Below are 18,739 nucleotides of genomic sequence, written 5' to 3'. Positions count from 1 at the left end.
CCTTTAAAACTTGCCATTTTTTGATAAAGGCATGGAATAGAGTTCGCTTCCGTTAAAACCAAGTGGATTCAAACACTAAGCAAAATCCAGCCCAACCTAAATAAACTAGGAGCTTTTATGTATTCAGAGAAATTTATTAAAGAATTGCAGTTGGCATTGGCCCACATTGCGGCCAACTGGCACCTGGCCGAAGTAAAAAACGTAGAATTGTTAACGGTATCGGAAAACGCAACCTTTAAAGTAACCTACCAAGACAATAATCAATTGGCATTTAGGATCAGTCGAGAAGGTTATAATAGCCAAAATGCCCTCCTCTCAGAGCTAGATTGGATTCGAGCACTTATATCTGAAAATACCCTTTACACAGCCGCGCCTATCGCAGATAAAAATGGCCAATTGATTGGTACGCTGACATTAACCAACAAAAGTCTCACTGTAATCGCTTTTAAATTTTTAGCTGGCGCTGAACCAACAATAAACGACGACATTGAGCCTTGGTTTGAGCGGCTAGGTGGGTTAACAGCCAAATTGCACCAGCATAGTCAAAGTTGGCAGCCACCAAAGTATTTTGAGCGTAAGATTTGGAACTATGACACCATGATTGGTCCACAAGGCCATTGGGGAGATTGGCAGGCGGATAAGTCTCTAAAAAACAATGAATTAAAGATTATTAAACAAGCGCTATCGGTCGCCAAAACGATGCTTAACTGTTATACCAATAAGCAAAATTATGGTCTTATTCATGCTGATTTACGCCTCTCTAATTTACTTGTGCTGGATGATCAAATTGCAGTGATCGATTTTGATGACTGCGGTTATTGTTGGTATATGTACGATTTTGCAGCAACGATTAGCTTTTACGAACTAGAGAATAATGTTGAGCAACTTAAGCAGGCTTGGTTGAAAGGATACCAGAATATCCGCCCCTTAAACCAAGCTGATATCAAGGCGATAGACACCTTTATATTTTTGCGCCGAGTATTGTTAACCGCTTGGCTAGCTGGCCATCCAGAAACGCCGACTGCGAGCGAATTTAGTCAAGGTTTTGCAAGTGGCACTGCCCTGCTAGCAGAGAGATATTTAAATCAACATAAAACTTTAGGACTGGAGCACAATTATGTTGCCTAACAATACCGTCAAAAACTTCTCTATATTAGAGCAGAACGCTTTTTCTGATCAGAAAATTTTAACTGATCCCTACCTTAAAAAACTAATCACTGAGCGCCAGCAAAGCACGGGCCCTATGTCTGTTTTATTTTATCAACAGCCATTAAACTTAGTCCGTGGTGAAGGCGTTTGGTTGTTTGATCACCAAGGTAAAAAATATCTAGACGTATACAATAATGTGCAATCTGTTGGTCACGCTAATACCAAGGTCGCTGATGCGATTCATCAGCAATTTTTACAAATTAACTGCCATAGTCGTTATTTAAATAAAGGGCTCCATGAATATTCGAACCGTTTGTTAGCCACCTTACCCGGCACAATTGACCGTTTAGTAATGACTTGCACAGGGAGTGAAGCAAACGACTTAGCACTCCGTTTAGCAAAAGATTTTACGGGTCATCAGGGTATCATTGTTACTAAGTGCGCATACCATGGCAATACCCAAGCCGTTTCGGCTGTTTCACCCTCATCTATGCGATCAAGCCACCTCGATGAATCAGTACAGACTATCAATATCGCACAAATTGCAGCGGCCTCTGATCCTGCTGACGCATTTTTACAACAAATAAAACAAGCTAAACAACGACTTCAAGCTTCTGGATATGGTTGTGCTGCTTTGTTAATTGATAGTATTTTTTCAAGTGATGGGGTGTATGCTGAGCCAGCGGGTTTTATAAAAGCCGGTATTGATTACCTGCAAAATGCGGGCACCCTTTTTATCGCTGATGAAGTACAGCCTGGGTTTGGCCGTGTTGGCCATTCAATGTGGGGATTTAATATGCATCAAGTGATCCCTGATATAGTGACTATGGGTAAACCCATGGGCAATGGATACCCAGTGGCTGCCCTTGCGACTCGTGAGGAGTTATTACAAGGCTACAACAATAAACAAGGTTACTTTAATACCTTTGGTGGCTCGAACGCTGCCGTTGCGGCCGCCACTGCTGTCCTTGATGAAATAATAAATCGAGATTTGATAAACAATGCTAAAACTTTAGGATTCAAGTTAAAACAAACTTTAATAGAACGCCTAGCTGGTTATGCTTTTGTGAAAGAAATTAGAGGGGCTGGTTTTTTCTTGGGCATCGAAATCTGCCAGCCCAACAATGAAAACATAGCAGCGCCATCACTGGCGACCAAGATAGTCAATTTATTAAAAGAGGAGCAAGTGTTAATCGGCACCGCCGGGGATAATGGTAGCTCGTTAAAACTCAGGCCACAGCTTTGTTTTTCACCGGATCATGTGACATTTTTAGTCGCTAAAATGGAAGCCGTATTTGCACAGATTGCGGGCGAGCTTAAATAAAAAAAAACCAGTCAGCTTTTCGCTGACTGGTTTTTTCCTTAGCGGAGCGCTTTTTAGTTTTTCGCTATTGTTTTATTTATCCATATGCACAACAGAGCGAATGCTTTTACCTTCATGCATCAGGTCAAAAGCTTCATTAATTTCAGCGAGGCCCATGGTATGCGTAATAAACTCTTGCAGGCCAAATTCACCCGCTAAATAACGCTCTACAATATCTGGTAATTCTGAACGACCTTTTACACCGCCAAAGGCAGTTCCGCGCCATACGCGACCTGTAACTAACTGGAATGGACGCGTTGAAATCTCTTGACCAGCCCCTGCTACCCCAATAATGACGGATTCGCCCCACCCTTTGTGGCAGCATTCTAATGCTTGACGCATCACATTAACATTACCGATACACTCAAACGAAAAATCAACACCACCATCCGTCATTTCCACAATAACTTCTTGAATCGGTTTATCAAAATTCTGAGGATTAATAACATCCGTTGCCCCAAGTTGCTTGGCCAGATCGAATTTACTTTCGTTGATGTCGATCCCTATGATACGGCTGGCTCCGGCCATACGTGCACCAATAATAGCTGACAGCCCAATACCACCTAAACCAAAAATGGCTACTGTATCGCCTTTTTGCACTTTGGCGGTATTTAATACAGCGCCCATGCCAGTGGTGACACCACAACCCAATAAACAGACCTCTTCTAATGGGGCCGATTTATTGACTTTGGCTAATGAGATTTCAGGCAATACAGTATATTCAGAAAAAGTTGAACAGCCCATATAATGATAAATAGGTTCACCATTTAACGAAAAACGTGACGTACCATCTGGCATCACCCCTTGTCCCTGAGTCGCACGAACCGCCTGACACAAGTTCGTTTTGCCGGAAGTACAAAACTTACATTTTCCACATTCAGCTGTGTATAAAGGAATAACATGATCCCCTACTTCGACACTGGTGACACCTTCGCCAACCATCTCAACAATACCACCACCTTCATGGCCTAAAATAGAGGGGAAAATACCTTCTGGATCTTCACCAGATAAAGTAAAGGCATCAGTGTGGCAAACCCCAGTGGCAACGATACGAACAAGTACTTCGCCTTTTTTAGGCAGTTCAACATCCACTTCTTCCATCTTTAATGGTTCGCCAGCTGCCCAGGCAACCGCTGCTTTTGATTTAATATGAGTTTGACCTGGTTTAATCTCTAATGTCATTTAAACACCTCTTTAAATAAATACACGCCTCTGCGCGAAAATGTATTAATAACAGTATAACGCCTTCTTTATTGAAGATAATCTGCATATCTTGCAATTCATTTTTACATATATGTAATAATACCCCTTTGAAGACATAAATAGGGTGCAAGATGACAAACTGGGAAGGGATTAGTGAATTTGTTGCGGTTGCTGAAAGCGGCAGTTTCACCGCTGCTGCCAAAAAGTTATCCACCTCGGTTGCTCAGGTCAGCAGGCGAGTCAGCCGGCTCGAAGAACGACTCGCAGTAAAATTAATTAACCGAACCACCCGCAAGGTCACTCTTAGTGAAGCAGGACAGGTTTATTTTCAACAATGTCGACATTTGGTTGAGGGGTTAGCCCAAGCTGATATTGCCGTTAGTCAAATGCAGAGTTCACCAAAAGGCTTGTTAAAAGTAACGGCACCCGTCACTTATGGTGAGCAGAACTTAGCCCCCTTGTTAAACCAGTTTTTGTTGCGTTACCCAGATGTTGACCTAGAGCTAGATTTAACCAACCAAAAATTGGATTTAATTGATAGTGGTATTGATGTTGCCATTCGGCTAGGACGCTTGGAAGATTCAAGTTTAATTGCCAGACGTTTGTCGAGCCGTCAGCTGTTTGTCTGCGCCAGCCAAAGTTATTTAGACCGTTATGGTGAGCCCCACAGTTTAGCCGAACTGAACCAGCACCAATGTTTGCGAGGCTCGACGGCAGCGTGGCGCTTTAGGTCGCAAGGCAAAGAGGTATCTCAGCGTATTTCTGGACGAATTACATGCAACAGCGGCATTGCCCTTCGTGACGCGGCTAAACGAGGTTTAGGTTTAGTGCAATTGCCTGATTATTATGTCAAAGAAGATCTTGCGAATGGACACTTAATTGAAGTGCTGCGCCAATATAGAGATGAAAGCAACGGCATTTGGGCGCTTTACCCCAAAAACCGTCACTTATCTCCAAAAGTTAGACTACTCGTTGATTTTTTAGCGGCCAAACTTCCTTAATCTGCCCAGTATTCAAATAGCTTTTGCAATGAAAAATAAGCGGCTTTTTTATTGCGTTGTTCATCAACAACGCCCCATGCTCGAAAACCAGATTCAGGGGTACCCTTATAGTCGCTGCGGTAATCATTGTACGACCACAGCGAAAAACCCACCACATACGGATATGATTTTAATTGGCGTAAATCTGAAAGCAAAGCCTCATCCAGATCCGCACTCTCGCCTGCACCTATTTGTTTAGTGCCCACTTCAGATACAAAGATGGGTTTGCCAGGAAAATTTTTATGGGTGCTGGCTACTTTTTTTAATAAATTTCCATACGAATTAATTGAAATAAAATCCAATTTATCAAATGGCTCATTTGTTTTATTTGCCAATGAACTAAATGCGGTTAACGACACATAGGTTTTTAAGCGGTTCGGGTCTAATGTATCCAGATGCTCAAGCATAGATTCAACATAAGCAAACTGATCATCTGTTAAGGTTTTTTTACCCCAAGGCGGTGCCGGATCTCTAAGTTCGTTGCCAACACTCCAACCGATCACAGACGGGTGGTTAAAATCACGTTTTATCATTTCATCCAACCAACCTTTAGTCACAGGGTTGTTTGCAAAGGTTTGAGGATCATCATCACCCCAAACTGGAATTTCCTGAACCAACAAATAACCGTTGCGATCGCACCACTGTAAGATATTTTTTGCCAGCGGTGCATGCATCAGCCGCGAAAACCGAGCGCCCAAAGTTTTGAGATCTTGCATATCAGCCGCAACCAAGTCTGCAGGCTCTGTATTACCGTACACTGGGTGATCATGAACTCGGTTCAACCCGTTAAGTCGGATCTCTCGATTGTTTAATAAAATTTTCTCACCGACGACCGCAATTTTTCGGATTCCAAACTCATCCACTTTTTGATCAATAAGCTGATTATTTAGCGTTAGCCGACTGCTCGCTGTGTATAAATATGGTGAGTTTAAATCCCATAAGTTAACTTGTGAAAGCGGTAGGCTAAATTGATGACTGACAGCTTGTTGTTTATTTTTAAGTAACACAGATTTTCTATAATTTTGCCCGGCCAGTTGGCTTTCAATCGCTAACTCGAGCGGCTGGTCGCTATAATTTTGTAATTGATAAAGAATTTCAAAATCAACTTTTTGTTGCTCAAAGTCGGGCACAGCGTTAATGTGTTGATAGACAATTCTCGCCACATCGTCGGCAAATAAAGTCACGTCTCGACTAATGCCACCCCAAGGCCACCAAGCCCCTCTGTGATAACTATTATCAGCCATCACCAACAAAGAATTAGCCCCTTTTTTATCAACATAATCGCTGATGGTAAATTCAAATGGGGTATAACCGCCATTGTGGCTGCCTAGATAGTGCCCATTTAACCAAACTTTGGCTGTTTGATAAACCGCATCAAACTTTAACCTGAGGTTTTTGCCAGCCCATCCCGTTGGAAGCATAAATGATTTTTGATAATACGCTTTGCCTCGATAATTGGCATATTTTTCAGTCGTATCCCAATTTCCCGGCACTGCCAGCCTATCCCATTGACGAAAGTCAGCTTTAATCGCTTGCTGTTCGTTGGCAAAACGGTCAGGTGTAAAATGCCAAGAGCCATTTAAACTAAATAACAACTCGTTAGCTTTAGCGACTTGTGCCGCTGAAGATAACAACATCAGAGTTAATATCAGCAGAGTGCTAATAAAATCAAATCTAGGTTTCATGCAACCTCTCAAATAAATCTAATATAGCAACAATTTTAATTAAATCGAGCAATTTGTAAACAGTTTGATATCTGTATTTTTATCATTTCTAATATTTCTTTTGCTAAAGGTAACAATTTTGTATAAATTAAACTCATTGTAAACAAAAAACTAACGACAATTTAAATGCAAATACTATCATTTATCTTATTCCTTTTACTGACACAGGTCAGTCACGCTGCAGGCGCAACAAAAACACCCAATGTGATAGTGATCTTAAGCGATGATCAAGGCTATGCTGACTTTTCAGTCCATGGTAGCCCTGCAGCGCAAACACCAAATTTAGATAAACTGGCAAAAGATGGTATCCGTTTAACAGACTTTCATGTTGATCCGACTTGCTCACCGACCCGAGCAGCGTTAATGACAGGCCGTTATGCAACCCGCGCCGGCGTTTGGTTGACTTTTGCGGGGCGTAATCATCTTCACAAAGAAGAAACCACCATGGCCGATATCTTCAAACATAATGGCTACCGCACTGCGATTTTTGGTAAATGGCATCTGGGGGATAATTATCCATTTAGACCACAAGACAGAGGATTTGATAAATCTTTTATTCATGGTGGTGGGGTAATGGGTGAAGTACCCGACTATTGGGCAAATGATTATTTTGATGATGTGTATTCTGATAATGGTGTCAATAAACTCGTTGAAGGGTATTCAGGACATGTTTGGTTCGAACAAACTAAAAAATTTATTGACCAAAATTCCTCAGACCCCTTTTTTATTTATCTTGCTGTAAATACGCCGCACGGCCCTTTCAATGTGCCAGCTGACCGAATCAAACCCTATTTAGATAAAGGCTTGCCTGAGACCCAAGCGCGTTTTTTTGCAATGATAGAAACAATAGATGAAGGTGTTGGTGATTTAAGAAGTTATCTCAAACAACGAGGTTTAGATGAAAATACACTGATTTTATATTTAACAGATAATGGCACCACCCAAGGGTACTTAGGCGACGCCAATGGGCATCCGAATGGCTCTGGCTACAACGCCAATATGCGTGGGCGAAAAACCTCAGCGTACGAAGGTGGTCATAGAGCAGCCAGTTTCTGGTATTGGCCCCAAGGGGGAATAGTTGGCAATAAAACCAGCAATACTCTATCAGCCCATATTGATGTACTGCCAACCTTTGTCGATTTATTTAACTTAACATTACCCAAACAAATTAAATTTGACGGCCAAAGTTTAAAAACTGTTCTCGCAGGACACGCCACTCCGGAGCTTAAACAAAGAACATTAGTGGTGCACAACCAAGCCCGATTTGGAAAACCACTGGGTGACGGCGGATTAATAAAATACAAAGATTACGCTGTTATGCAGTCTAACTGGCGTTTAGTAGGCAATGAGTTATATGACTTAAACGCAGATCCAGCGCAACGTCAAAACATTGCGTCTGAGTACCCAGACAGAGTAAAAAAGATGCTGGCTTTTTATGAAAACTGGTGGCAAGAGGTTAGCCAAGGTGAACGTTTGGCCCCGACAATTATCAACCCGTTAGAACAATTTGAGGTTAAATTAACCTCGCAAGCGTGGCGCTCTGATCGCGCCATTTACGACCAGTCTCATGTGATCGCAGGCATTCAACAGCGAGGCCTATGGCATATCGAGGTTGCCAAAGCTGGCCACTATCAAATTGAGTTCAGCCGCTGGCCAAAAGAAGCCGTATTAGGTTTTAACCAAGGCTACTGCAGAGATATGACAAACCCAAGTTTAGACCCCAATTTTAACCTATACAATTTTAAACCTCGCACGCTAAAAGTTAACAAGGTGAGCTTGTTACTGAATGGTCAAAACCAAAGCGAGCAAACCATCAAGTCTGATTTGCAGCAAACAGTCCGCTTTGAGACCTATCTGACAGCAGGTGTTCATACCATTGAGGGTCTGATGCATGAAGCCGATGGCAGCCAATCAAGTGCGTATTTCCTATATATAAAACCTAGACTTTAATAACTAACAAGTGGAGAAAACCATGTTTTTACTAAAAAGCCTATTGAAAGCCAACATTTACTGCGTTTGTTTTGTCGCTTTTATCAGCGGCTGTGCGTCAACATCTGAGCCAACTAAGCCCAACAATCCAATCACAGTTCACGCGACGAGTTTTACTGATACAAATAAAGCAAAAATTGAAAAGCAGCAAAAAAGCGTAGGTTATATTAAAGACGGTACTTATTTAACCTTTGAACAAGTTCAGCTAGGAGAAGAAAAAAATTCAATCGAAATAGCAGCGGCTACCCCAACTCAAGGCGGCACAGTTGAGGTACGTCTTGGTGATAGTCAAGGCGAAATCATTGCTAATTTAAAGATAAATAAAACCGGTAAATGGTATAACTGGCAAACATTTTCTGGCCGCTTAAATAAGCCAATTAAGGGGCAGCAAAAAATAACCTTAGTTTTCACCAGCGGCAAAAACTGGTTATTTAATATTCAATCAATCACCTTTAAAAATAGCCCAGGTAACTAATCTTTTTGTTTTTCATACTGGCGCCGATAACGGCGCCGATTTTTATGCAAATCTACAATGAGTCGCCCAATACTGCCAATTAACATCAAAAAAGCGCCGCTGATAAATAACCAGGTTGCAAAGGTTTTGTAAGGTTCAAAGCGAGGCAAAAATAAAATACTACCAATTAAAAATAATATATTACCAATTAAACCAATAGATAAATGAATCCAACCAAAATCTCTAACGACAACTGCAAATGGTCTACCCAATTTATTCCTCCTTTCAACTTGCCAACTTACGTTTTAATGTACGTAGTCAACATCTATCAGGTTTAACCAAAAGGATAATCAAATGACAACTTTTAAAGTTTCTTTTGCTCCATTAATCATATACAATTAATTAACTTCAAATACAAATTAAAGAAGATTAGAGGCACTATGAATTTTACAACAAAGTTAAAACCTGCAGTGTTAAGCGGTTTAGTAGCGGCACTCGCTCTAGCCTGTACCAGCCAATCAAATGATGTTATTGCCAAAGATTCTGCGTCTGAAAAACCAAATATTGTAATCTTTTATGTTGATGATCTAGGCTATGGCGACTTAAGCAGCTACGGCGCTGTTGGAGTTAAAACCCCTAACGTTGATAAATTAGCGGCTAACGGTATCAAGTTTACCGACGCACACAGCTCAGCAGCGACTTGCACCCCCTCTAGGTACTCTTTATTAACCGGTGAATATGCATTTCGTAAAAAAGCCCATGTTTTAAAAGGGGATGCGGCTTTATTAATAGGTACAGAACAACCTACAATGGCGAGCATGTTAAAAAAAGCAGGTTATACCAGTGCTGTGGTGGGTAAATGGCATTTAGGCTTGGGTGATGGCAAGCAACCAATCGACTGGAATGGTGAAATAAAACCCGGCCCATTAGAAATAGGGTTTGATTACAGCTTTTTATTACCAGCAACAGGTGATCGGGTGCCAGCCGTATATATGGAAAATCACCGAGTGATCAATTTATCAAAAGACGATCCACTATCAGTGGACTATACTAAAAAAATTGGCGACCGACCAACCGGTTACGAAAACCCAGACCTGCGCCGCCAGGTAGCAGATGACCAACACAATAAAACCATTGTCAATGGCATTAGTCGTATCGGCTGGATGAAAGGCGGCAAATCAGCCGAGTGGAAAGACGAAGACTTCTACACTGTCTTTACCGACAAAGCGAATCAGTTTATTGATCAAAACAAAAACAATCCGTTTTTTTTATTTTTCTCATTTCATGACATCCATGTCCCTCGCTTGCCACACCCAAGATTCCAGGGCCAAAGTGACATGGGTCCACGAGGGGATGCCATCGTTCAGATGGACTATATCACTGGCCAAGTCATTAAGCAGTTAGAAAAGTCAGGCGTGTTAGACAATACAATTGTTATTTTTACCAGTGACAACGGACCTGTTTTAAACGATGGTTATGAAGACCAAGCCGTTGAAAAACTGGGTGAGCACTCCCCTGCTGGTGTCTACCGAGGTGGTAAATATAGCGCCTTTGAAGCAGGCACTCGCGTACCCACTATTTTGCACTACCCTGCTAAAGTTAAAGCCGGCGTGAGTGACGCTTTAATGAGCCAAGTTGATATATATGCCTCAGTTGCCAGCCTATTAGATATTTCGTTAGCCAGCGATGAAGCAATCGATAGCCAAGACCAATCGGCAGCTTGGTTAAATGCAAATGCAAACGGTCGCCAGGAGCTTATTGAAGAAGCTTTTACCTTATCTTTGCGCGACGGTCAGTGGAAATATATCAGCCCCACTGATAATAACGATGGCTGGATCAGAGGTAAAGGCATTGAGAGCGGCATGAAAAAAGTCCCTCAATTATATAACTTAGCCGAAGATCCCTCTGAGCGCCGTAATGTTGCAGCCCACTACCCGCAACGAGTGGAACAAATGCAAGCCCGCATTGAACAAATAAAACAACGTACTAGACGACCTTAACGCTCACTCACCTCAGATCTTGGGCGGCCTTTGAGCTGCCCTATTTTTATGTGCATTATCTGATATCATTTTTATTTTCCTACGCCCCCTTGCCAACACCTTTTTAACCATAAAATTGTGATTTTGACCGGTGAAAAACTTTACATTTGCAAAACCGATGAATATACTAATGCGACTTATTATCATTTACAGTTGTATTTTCATAATCTAACGCAATGGATATTCACATGCATAAAACACACAAAAACATTTTTAATAAAAACCAACTTGCCGTTACCGTCGCTTTTTGTATTCCTTTTATGGCTTCCGCTGAAGTCGCTGAACTTGCTGTCACCGAAGCCAAAGCGGTTAACGAAGAAGAAAGCTATAAAATTGAGCGTAGTGCTAACATTAAATTGACACAACCGGTTGCGAATACACCAAGAACTGTCAATGTGCTGTCTTCACAAATTTTAGAAGACCAGGGTGTTACTAGTTTAAATGACGCGTTACGCAACGTTGCAGGTGTGTCTACCTTTGGCGGTGGTGAAGGTGGCGGTGGTGTTGTTTCTGCCAGTGATAAAGTATCAATTCGAGGTTTTGATGCCGCATCTAATATTTACATTGATGGCATGCGCGATATTGCAGGGTATAGCCGGGATTTATTCAACTACGAGCAAGTAGAAGTTATAAAAGGCAGCAGCAGTAGCTTAGACGGGCGCTCTACTGGCGGTGGTAGTCTAAATTTAAGTACCAAACGTGCCCGTTTGGATGACTTTGCATCTGTTTCAGGTCAAGCGGATTCATTTGGCACTTTGCGCGCAACCGCCGATGTAAACCATCAACTAACCGAGTCGACTGCCGCGCGTATTAATTTATTAGCAACCGACGGCGGCGATACTTTTGACAATGGCGAAGAAAACTACCAGACCTTAGGTTTAGGTTTTTCTGCATTGCACCAAGTCAACCAGCAAACTGATATCACCCTAGACGTTTTTTTAATGGAGCAAGACAATACGCCGGTTATGGGTTTACCCTTTTTAACCGAAGCCGCAGCAAATGCCACCGGCGAATCTGAAGGGCCAATTAATTCAAGCTATTGGGATCAGTATTTTAGTGTGAAAGGGCGTGACTTTGAAGAAGTCAGCACGCAAATGGTCACTTTCACTATCAACCATCAAATAAATGACACCGTTAGCTTACGAAGCCAAACTCGTTATGGTAGCAATGATAAACAGTCAGTGCTAGGCCGACCTTGGTGGGGATCTGAAGTCTATGATGATAATGATGTTTTAATTCGAGATGAATCGGGTTTGTTAAATGCGACACGCCTGCAGGCACTTGACCAAAAAACGGATCTTTTTGTTACTCAACTTGATGCTCTATTTAGTTTTGAAAACAACAACATCAGCCATGATTTAGTCGTGGGTGTTGAATATGCTAATGAAGAAAAAACCAGCTTTGGTGTTGATGCCAACTATAGCTATTTTGATTCAAACGGCAATGAGTTAGATAACCCAACGTTAGATCCCTTTAACTTAAATAACCAAATATCTGTGCGCGGTGGTTTAAGCCGCAATGGAGCAGACACAATAGGAGATGCGACAACTTTTGGTATTTATGCCTTTGACACCATAAAAATAGGTCAGCAATGGCAAATTGATGTCAATGCACGTTATGACGACTACGAGATCACTGGGGATAGTTATGGTCGCCGTACCGGCTTAGTGACCGGTCTGAAAGCAGACGACGGTTATTTTAGCTATGGTGCAGCAGTCAGTTACTTAATCAACGACAATGGCAATATTTATTTAAGTTACAGTGATGCCCAGCAACCTCCGGGAACCAGCTTAGCCCTGTCGACTACCGCTGAAGAAAACGCAATTGAGCCAGAGAATGCAACCACAATTGAGCTAGGAACTAAATGGGAGTTAATGGATCAGCGCTTGTTATTAACCGCGGCTATTTTTAGTACCACCAAAGATGTTACCGACTCATACGACATTGAAGTTTCAGAAGGCACCACACAGACCATTTATGGTACCAGTGGTGAGCAAAAAGCCAGTGGTTTTGAGCTAGGCGCTATCGGTCAGCTCACTGATAGCTTATCTATCTCCGCTAACTACGTGAATTTAGACACAGAAATATCTCAATCTTCAGATCCTGACGATATCGGCGACGGCTTGCAAGCAGCACCAGAAGACACGGCCAGCTTATGGCTCTCTTATACCGGCCTGCAAGACAAACTCAATGTCGGTGGTGGTTTAAACTATAATTCAGGTGAAACCTATTGGCGTCAAAATTATGCTTATTTCACTGTTGATTCATATACCACGGCATTTTTAATGGCCTCTTACCAAGTGAATGAGCAATTAAAGGTGCAAGTGAACATAGATAATTTAACCGATGAAGAGTATGTCACTGACTACAGTGCCAAAGGTCACTTTCGTCCTGGAGATCCACAAAACTTCTCGATCTTTGCTAAATACGACTTTTAAAAACAAACTCGCTTAAGTTAAGCTAAAAAGCCGGGTGTTAACCCCGGCTTTTTTAGTCGCCAACCGGATCGCTCGACATGTTAATTAAGATTGAAAAATTTATCAGCAAAGCCGAAGTCGCAGAATTTCGCCGTTTATTGCAACAAGCCGAATGGATAGATGGTGCACAAACCGCTGGACATATTGCTAAATCAGCTAAAAATAATCTCCAGCTAGCAGAAGACTCTCAGTTAGCGCGTCAGCTCGGTGATTTTATTTTGGCACGTCTGAGCCAAAATCAAGAAATAGTTGCGGCCGCCCTACCCAATAAAATATTTCCGCCGATGTTTAACTGTTACCAAGGCGGTGGGGAGTTTGGTTTTCACATCGACAACGCGGTGCGGCGGGTTACTGGCGCTGCGGTAAAAATACGAACCGATGTGTCTATGACCCTGTTTTTATCTGAACCAGACGAATATCAAGGTGGAGAACTTATTATTCAAGACACTTTTGGCGAGCAAAAAATCAAATTTGCCGCAGGTGATATGGTGCTCTACCCAGGCAGTAGCCTCCATAAAGTCACCCCTGTCACAAAAGGTCAAAGACTGGCGTCATTTTTCTGGCTTCAAAGCCTGGTGCGCAGCGATGAACAAAGACGGATTTTATATGACTTAGATAAAAGTATTCAGGCATTAACCACCCAAAACAATCAACAACCTGAACTTGCCCGTTTATCTGGGGTTTATCACAACTTATTAAGGCAGTGGTCAGACACTTGATCCCTGCCGGTTTCATTTATTTTGCCACAAACAATCGTCATCTATGTGATCAAGATTTTCACACCCACACAAAGCCATTGTCAACTCTAGCTCATCCCTTAATAAACGAATCACGTGGGCAACACCCAGAGGACCCGCTGTCGCCAATGCAAACATGATAGGCCGTCCAATCATAACTGCAGACGCACCCAGCGCAAGGGCTTTAAACACATCGGTGCCACGGCGAATGCCACTATCAACAATGAGCGGAATTCGACCTCTTGTATTACGATAGATTTCAGGCAACACATCTACTGGCGTTGGTAAGGTATCTAAGGTGCGTCCACCATGATTAGATATTACTAACCCGTCGGCACCTGCATCCTGTGCTAAATTCGCATCAATTGGATTAATAATGCCTTTAATGATAACAGGCAATCTGGTGCTATCTTTTAACCATTGAATATCCTGCCAGCTAGGGGCCTGAGCCATAAAGCCCTGAAACACCATACTGTCGCCTTGCCCGATATTTGGGGTTTTTAAAGCGTCGGGACAATTCACCGCACTGACATCAGCTGGCAATTGAAACTGGCAGCGCTGTTCACGGTTGCGCAACCCATTAATCGGTGAATCAACGGTCACCATAATGGCGCTATAGCCGTTTGCTTCGGCACGTTGAACGAGTTCTAATGTTTGTGCTCTGTCTTTTTGAAAATAAAGCTGAAACCATCGCGGCCCTGAGGTTTTTTCAGCCACCTCTTCAAGCCGAATACTGGCCAAGGTACTTAATACAAACATGCCGTCTTGCGCTTGAGCGGCCATTGCCGTTGCCAGTTCACCATCGGGATGGGCTAATTTTTGATAGGCAATCGGGGCGGTAATGATAGGATGAGCGAGTCGGCTGCCAAACAACTCAATGGCTGTATTCCCTTGCCGGACATCACTTAACACACGATTTAATAATTTTATTTTTTGATAAGCCGTGGCATTGTCTCGTAGCGTTACTTCGTCGGCAGAGGCACCAGCAATATAGGCCCAAGCCTGCTCTGATAAGTTTTTTTTAGCATATTTTTTATAGTCATCCAGTGACGCTATGTCAGCGGGTATTTGACTTAAATAAGAAGCGCTCATGGTTTAAATATCCCGTCAATACAGTTACCTATAGTAATATACCAATGTATACAGCTCGGCAGTTTTTGCAACCAATAATGACTATAAAAAATTAACATTTTATTAGCTAAGCCCAAAATCCTCTATTGCAAACAAAAGACAAACAACTAAACTTGGGATACAATTCACACATAAATAAAACGAATCAAGTTTAAAATGAGTGAAATACATGAAAATTTATCTAGCCGTTGCCGCTTGCTTTAGCTTGCTGTCCGCTTGCTCAATCACAGCAAACTCTGACAGCACTACGACTAACAATCAATACCAACAAAAAGATTGGGAAGCCCCCGAAATAATCTCACGTAATCGTTTACCAACCAGGGCCGTGCCATACTCGTATCCGAGTATTTCAGCAGCTTTGTCGTTAGACAGAGATACAAGTTGGCTACAAAGTCTGAACGGTCAATGGAAGTTTAGTTATCAGTTAGACGATGAAAAAATAGATCAATCTTTTGCGCAGCGTCAGTTTGACGCCAGCAATTGGGAGAGTATTCAAGTGCCGTCGAACATAGAACTTAAAGGCTACGGTATCCCCTATTACACCAATACCCAACTGCCTTTTTATTCTGGCAATGCGACCGATCCTTTACCAGATACCAGCCCTAAAATAACCAAAAAAAACCCAGTTAGTCGTTATATCCGCGAGTTTGAAATCCCCAAAAACTGGGCGGATAAACAGATTATATTGCATTTTGGTGGCGTTTCTTCGGCATTTTATCTGTGGGTGAACGGGCATAAAATCGGCTATAGTCAGGGCAGCCGTTTACCTGCTGAGTTTGACATAACCGAATATATTCAAAGCGGCAAAAATAAACTCGCACTTCAGGTAATGCGATGGAGCGATGGCAGTTATTTAGAAGGCCAAGATATGTGGAAAATGAGCGGCATTCACCGTGAAGTTCTATTACTTGCGCAGCCTAAAGTAGCGATACAAGATTATTTTGCCCGTCCTAAGTTATCAGCCGACTATAAAACCGCTGAACTTCAAATTAGGCCCTTTTTAACTGTTTCTGACAATAAAAAATTAGCGGGTTATACCGTTAAAAGTCAGCTTTATTATCAAAGCCAAACGGTGGCCGAAAAAACCATCGCGGCTGATCAAGTTATGCAAGCATATCCGCAGCGCGAAAATATTCAGTTCGACTTAATCAACCTAAAAATAAATCACCCAAAACTTTGGTCGGCTGAGCAACCCAATTTATATACTTTAGTAATGTCTTTACACGATGCACAAGGCAGACTGATTGAAGCTAAAAGCAACAGAGTGGGCTTTAGAGATGTGCAGATTAATGAAACCACCGGCGAGCTATTAATCAATGGTCAAAGTATTAAGATCATTGGGGCTAATCGCCACGACCATAATGCCATCCGCGGCAAAGCAGTCAGCCGCGAAGATATGGAAAACGATGTGCGTTTAATGAAGCAATTCAACTTTAACGCAGTACGCACAGCACACTATCCTAATGACCCCTATTTTTTAGACTTATGTGATCAATATGGTTTATATGTCATGGATGAAGCCAATGTAGAAAGCCATATGTTTGGGGGCCAATTTAGCAATGACCCACGCTGGGTTCCGGCGATTATGGATCGTATTATGCGCATGGTGGAACGAGATAAAAACCACCCCTCTATTATTTCGTGGTCATTAGGTAATGAATCAGGCATGGGGCCCGCGCATGCAGCGGCCTCAGGCTGGATTAAAGATTATGACCCCAGCCGATTTGTCCATTATGAAGGCGCACAGGGGCAGCCTAACCATCCCGCTTTTATTCAACCACCAAGAGGCTGGTATTGGGTACCTGAAACCATGGAAAAACTGGGCCGTTTAACCCCAATGGCCAATCCAACAGATCCCCCCTATGTTGATGTGATCAGTCGCATGTACCCAAGTATAGAGTACCTCAAAGGGCTTTCGGACAGCCCTTATATTAAAAGACCTATTTTAATGTGCGAATATGAACACGCCATGGGTAATTCACTGGGTAATCTGGATGAGTTTTGGTCACTGATCTGGCAACGTAAAAACCTGATTGGCGGATATATCTGGGATTGGATGGATCAAGGTCTAGAAACCACGACAAAAGACGGTCAAACTTATCTAGCTTATGGCGGCGATTTTGGCGATACACCGAATTCACAAGCCTTCAACCAAAACGGTATTATTGACTCATACGGCAATCCAAGCCCTGAACTACATCATGCCAAATATGTATTCCAGCCGATAGAATTCACCGCAGCTGATATTAAGCAGGGTAAAATAAACATCACCAACCGCCTATTTCATACCGACTTAAGCCGCTACCAAATTAGCTGGCAATTAAAAGCCGACGGTGAAGTGATTCAATCAGGTCAACTGCCACCTCTGATGTTAGCCGCGCAGCAAACAGCAGAGCTTGAGTTACCAATGCAAATGCCCGATATGCATGCGGGTAAACGCTACTGGTTAAACCTGTCGGCAACTTTGCGTCATTCAGAAATTTGGGCAGACGCAGGTCACCAAGTGGCTTACGAACAATTTGAATTACCTGGTTATACCGCCGAACAGCCAAAACAAAGTCGTCAGGCAGCTCGGCTTTTAGTGACGGAAGATACAGAAACCTTAACAGTAAAAGGTAAAAACTTTAATCTTAAGTTTGACAAAAAAGCGGGCGCCTTAAGTCAATTTAATAAAGCAGGCCAGCCGCTTGTTGTCGCTCCGCTCAGAGCCAACTTCTGGCGTGCGCAAACTGATAATGATAAAGGTGCATGGAAGTCTCATAATATCCTGGCTTTTTGGAAAACAGCTGCCGATAAATTAGCAGTCAGCCATTTTGACTACCAAAAAAACGCACAAGGTGTGACAGTTAACATTGAGCAGACGCTCACGCAAAAAGTACAACTAAACCACAGCTATTTTATAAACGATAGTGGCAAAATTCAGGTGACAGTTAAATTAAACGCTGATCCAAGCCTGCCGCCAATGAAACGTTTTGGGATGCAAACAGGCATTGCGCAACCGCTCGATCAAGTGACTTATTACGGTCGTGGGCCGTTTGAAAATTATAGCGACCGTAACAGCTCGGCCAAAATAGACGTTTACCGTCAGCCTGCAAAAGACATGAATTACGCGTATATAGTGCCCCAAGAAAATGGCAACCGTACTCATATTTATTGGTGGCAAATGGCAGCAGATAAGGGGCAGCCGAGTTTCAAGATCTCGGCAGCTAAGCCGCTTAGTATGTCCGTTTGGCCTTGGTCGCAAAAGAACCTTGATCAAGCATTACATACTTACGATTTAAAAGAGCAAGGTTTTTGGACACTAAATATTGATATGTTGCAATCTGGGGTCGGTGGCACTGATTCATGGACTTCGCTCGGTGCGCCTTTAGATAAATACAAGGTAAAACCCGGTCACTATCAATACCAATTCACTATTCAATAAAAAGCAGAC

Annotated in this window: 13 protein-coding genes; 9 read left to right on the top strand and 4 right to left on the bottom strand. The window is 42.5% G+C overall.

Features of this window, described 5'->3' with window-relative positions:
- Positions 1-117: 117 nt before the first annotated feature.
- Entirely contained in the window at positions 118-1,128 is a 1,011-nt protein-coding gene (locus C727_RS0106665) for a phosphotransferase enzyme family protein (RefSeq protein WP_017444853.1), read from the top strand.
- Positions 1,118-2,473 (top strand): aspartate aminotransferase family protein, encoded by a 1,356-nt coding sequence (locus C727_RS0106660; protein WP_017444852.1) that lies wholly within the window; start codon positions 1,118-1,120, stop codon positions 2,471-2,473. Before C727_RS0106665 ends, C727_RS0106660 begins: the two co-directional genes overlap by 11 nt.
- A 72-nt stretch (positions 2,474-2,545) precedes the next feature.
- Here the strand turns inward: C727_RS0106660 and C727_RS0106655 are convergent, their stop codons facing one another.
- The gene (locus C727_RS0106655) at positions 2,546-3,694 is read right to left on the bottom strand and encodes an S-(hydroxymethyl)glutathione dehydrogenase/class III alcohol dehydrogenase (RefSeq protein ID WP_017444851.1); all 1,149 of its coding nucleotides are present in this window, start codon (positions 3,692-3,694) and stop codon (positions 2,546-2,548) included.
- A 152-nt stretch (positions 3,695-3,846) separates the two neighbouring features.
- On the opposite strand from C727_RS0106655, the gene C727_RS0106650 reads away from it, so the two are divergent.
- Positions 3,847-4,716 carry a LysR family transcriptional regulator gene (locus tag C727_RS0106650; RefSeq protein WP_017444850.1) on the top strand — a complete coding sequence of 290 codons (870 nt, stop codon included), beginning with the start codon at positions 3,847-3,849 and terminating at the stop codon, positions 4,714-4,716.
- Here C727_RS0106650 and C727_RS0106645 read toward each other — a convergent pair.
- Positions 4,713-6,440, bottom strand: coding sequence for a glycoside hydrolase family 2 protein (locus tag C727_RS0106645; protein ID WP_017444849.1), 1,728 nt, complete (start codon positions 6,438-6,440; stop codon positions 4,713-4,715). The two genes, C727_RS0106650 and C727_RS0106645, sit on opposite strands and share 4 nt — an antisense overlap.
- Positions 6,441-6,605: 165 nt before the next feature.
- On the opposite strand from C727_RS0106645, the gene C727_RS0106640 reads away from it, so the two are divergent.
- Positions 6,606-8,429, top strand: coding sequence for an arylsulfatase (locus C727_RS0106640; RefSeq protein WP_081579189.1), 1,824 nt, complete (start codon positions 6,606-6,608; stop codon positions 8,427-8,429).
- A gap of 22 nt (positions 8,430-8,451) precedes the next feature.
- Positions 8,452-8,943, top strand: coding sequence for a carbohydrate-binding protein (locus tag C727_RS0106635; protein WP_017444847.1), 492 nt, complete (start codon positions 8,452-8,454; stop codon positions 8,941-8,943).
- Here C727_RS0106635 and C727_RS0106630 read toward each other — a convergent pair.
- Entirely contained in the window at positions 8,940-9,194 is a 255-nt protein-coding gene (locus C727_RS0106630; protein ID WP_017444846.1) for a YrhK family protein, read from the bottom strand. The genes C727_RS0106635 and C727_RS0106630 overlap by 4 nt on opposite strands.
- A gap of 168 nt (positions 9,195-9,362) precedes the next feature.
- On the opposite strand from C727_RS0106630, the gene C727_RS0106625 reads away from it, so the two are divergent.
- From C727_RS0106625 to C727_RS0106615, 3 genes are all read left to right on the top strand, one after another.
- Positions 9,363-10,922, top strand: coding sequence for a sulfatase family protein (locus C727_RS0106625; RefSeq protein ID WP_017444845.1), 1,560 nt, complete (start codon positions 9,363-9,365; stop codon positions 10,920-10,922).
- A gap of 227 nt (positions 10,923-11,149) precedes the next feature.
- On the top strand, positions 11,150-13,399 hold the full coding sequence (locus C727_RS0106620; RefSeq protein ID WP_017444844.1) for a TonB-dependent receptor: 2,250 nt from the start codon (positions 11,150-11,152) through the stop codon (positions 13,397-13,399).
- 77 nt (positions 13,400-13,476) lie between these two features.
- A complete protein-coding gene (locus C727_RS0106615; protein WP_017444843.1) occupies positions 13,477-14,157 on the top strand; it encodes a Fe2+-dependent dioxygenase in 681 nt (226 codons plus the stop codon).
- A gap of 12 nt (positions 14,158-14,169) precedes the next feature.
- On the opposite strand, the gene C727_RS0106610 is transcribed toward C727_RS0106615, so the two are convergent.
- Complete coding sequence (locus C727_RS0106610) at positions 14,170-15,267, bottom strand: alpha-hydroxy acid oxidase (RefSeq protein WP_017444842.1); 1,098 nt, start codon at positions 15,265-15,267, stop codon at positions 14,170-14,172.
- Positions 15,268-15,475: 208 nt separating this feature from the next.
- Here C727_RS0106610 and C727_RS0106605 point away from each other — a divergent pair, with 208 nt between their 5' ends.
- Positions 15,476-18,730 (top strand): glycoside hydrolase family 2 TIM barrel-domain containing protein, encoded by a 3,255-nt coding sequence (locus C727_RS0106605; RefSeq protein ID WP_017444841.1) that lies wholly within the window; start codon positions 15,476-15,478, stop codon positions 18,728-18,730.
- Positions 18,731-18,739 lie beyond the last annotated feature (9 nt).

The sequence above is a fragment of the Gayadomonas joobiniege G7 genome, from assembly GCF_000300815.1.
In the GTDB taxonomy this organism is placed as follows: domain Bacteria; phylum Pseudomonadota; class Gammaproteobacteria; order Enterobacterales; family Alteromonadaceae; genus Catenovulum; species Catenovulum joobiniege.
This window is presented reverse-complemented; position numbering and strand designations above follow the sequence as displayed.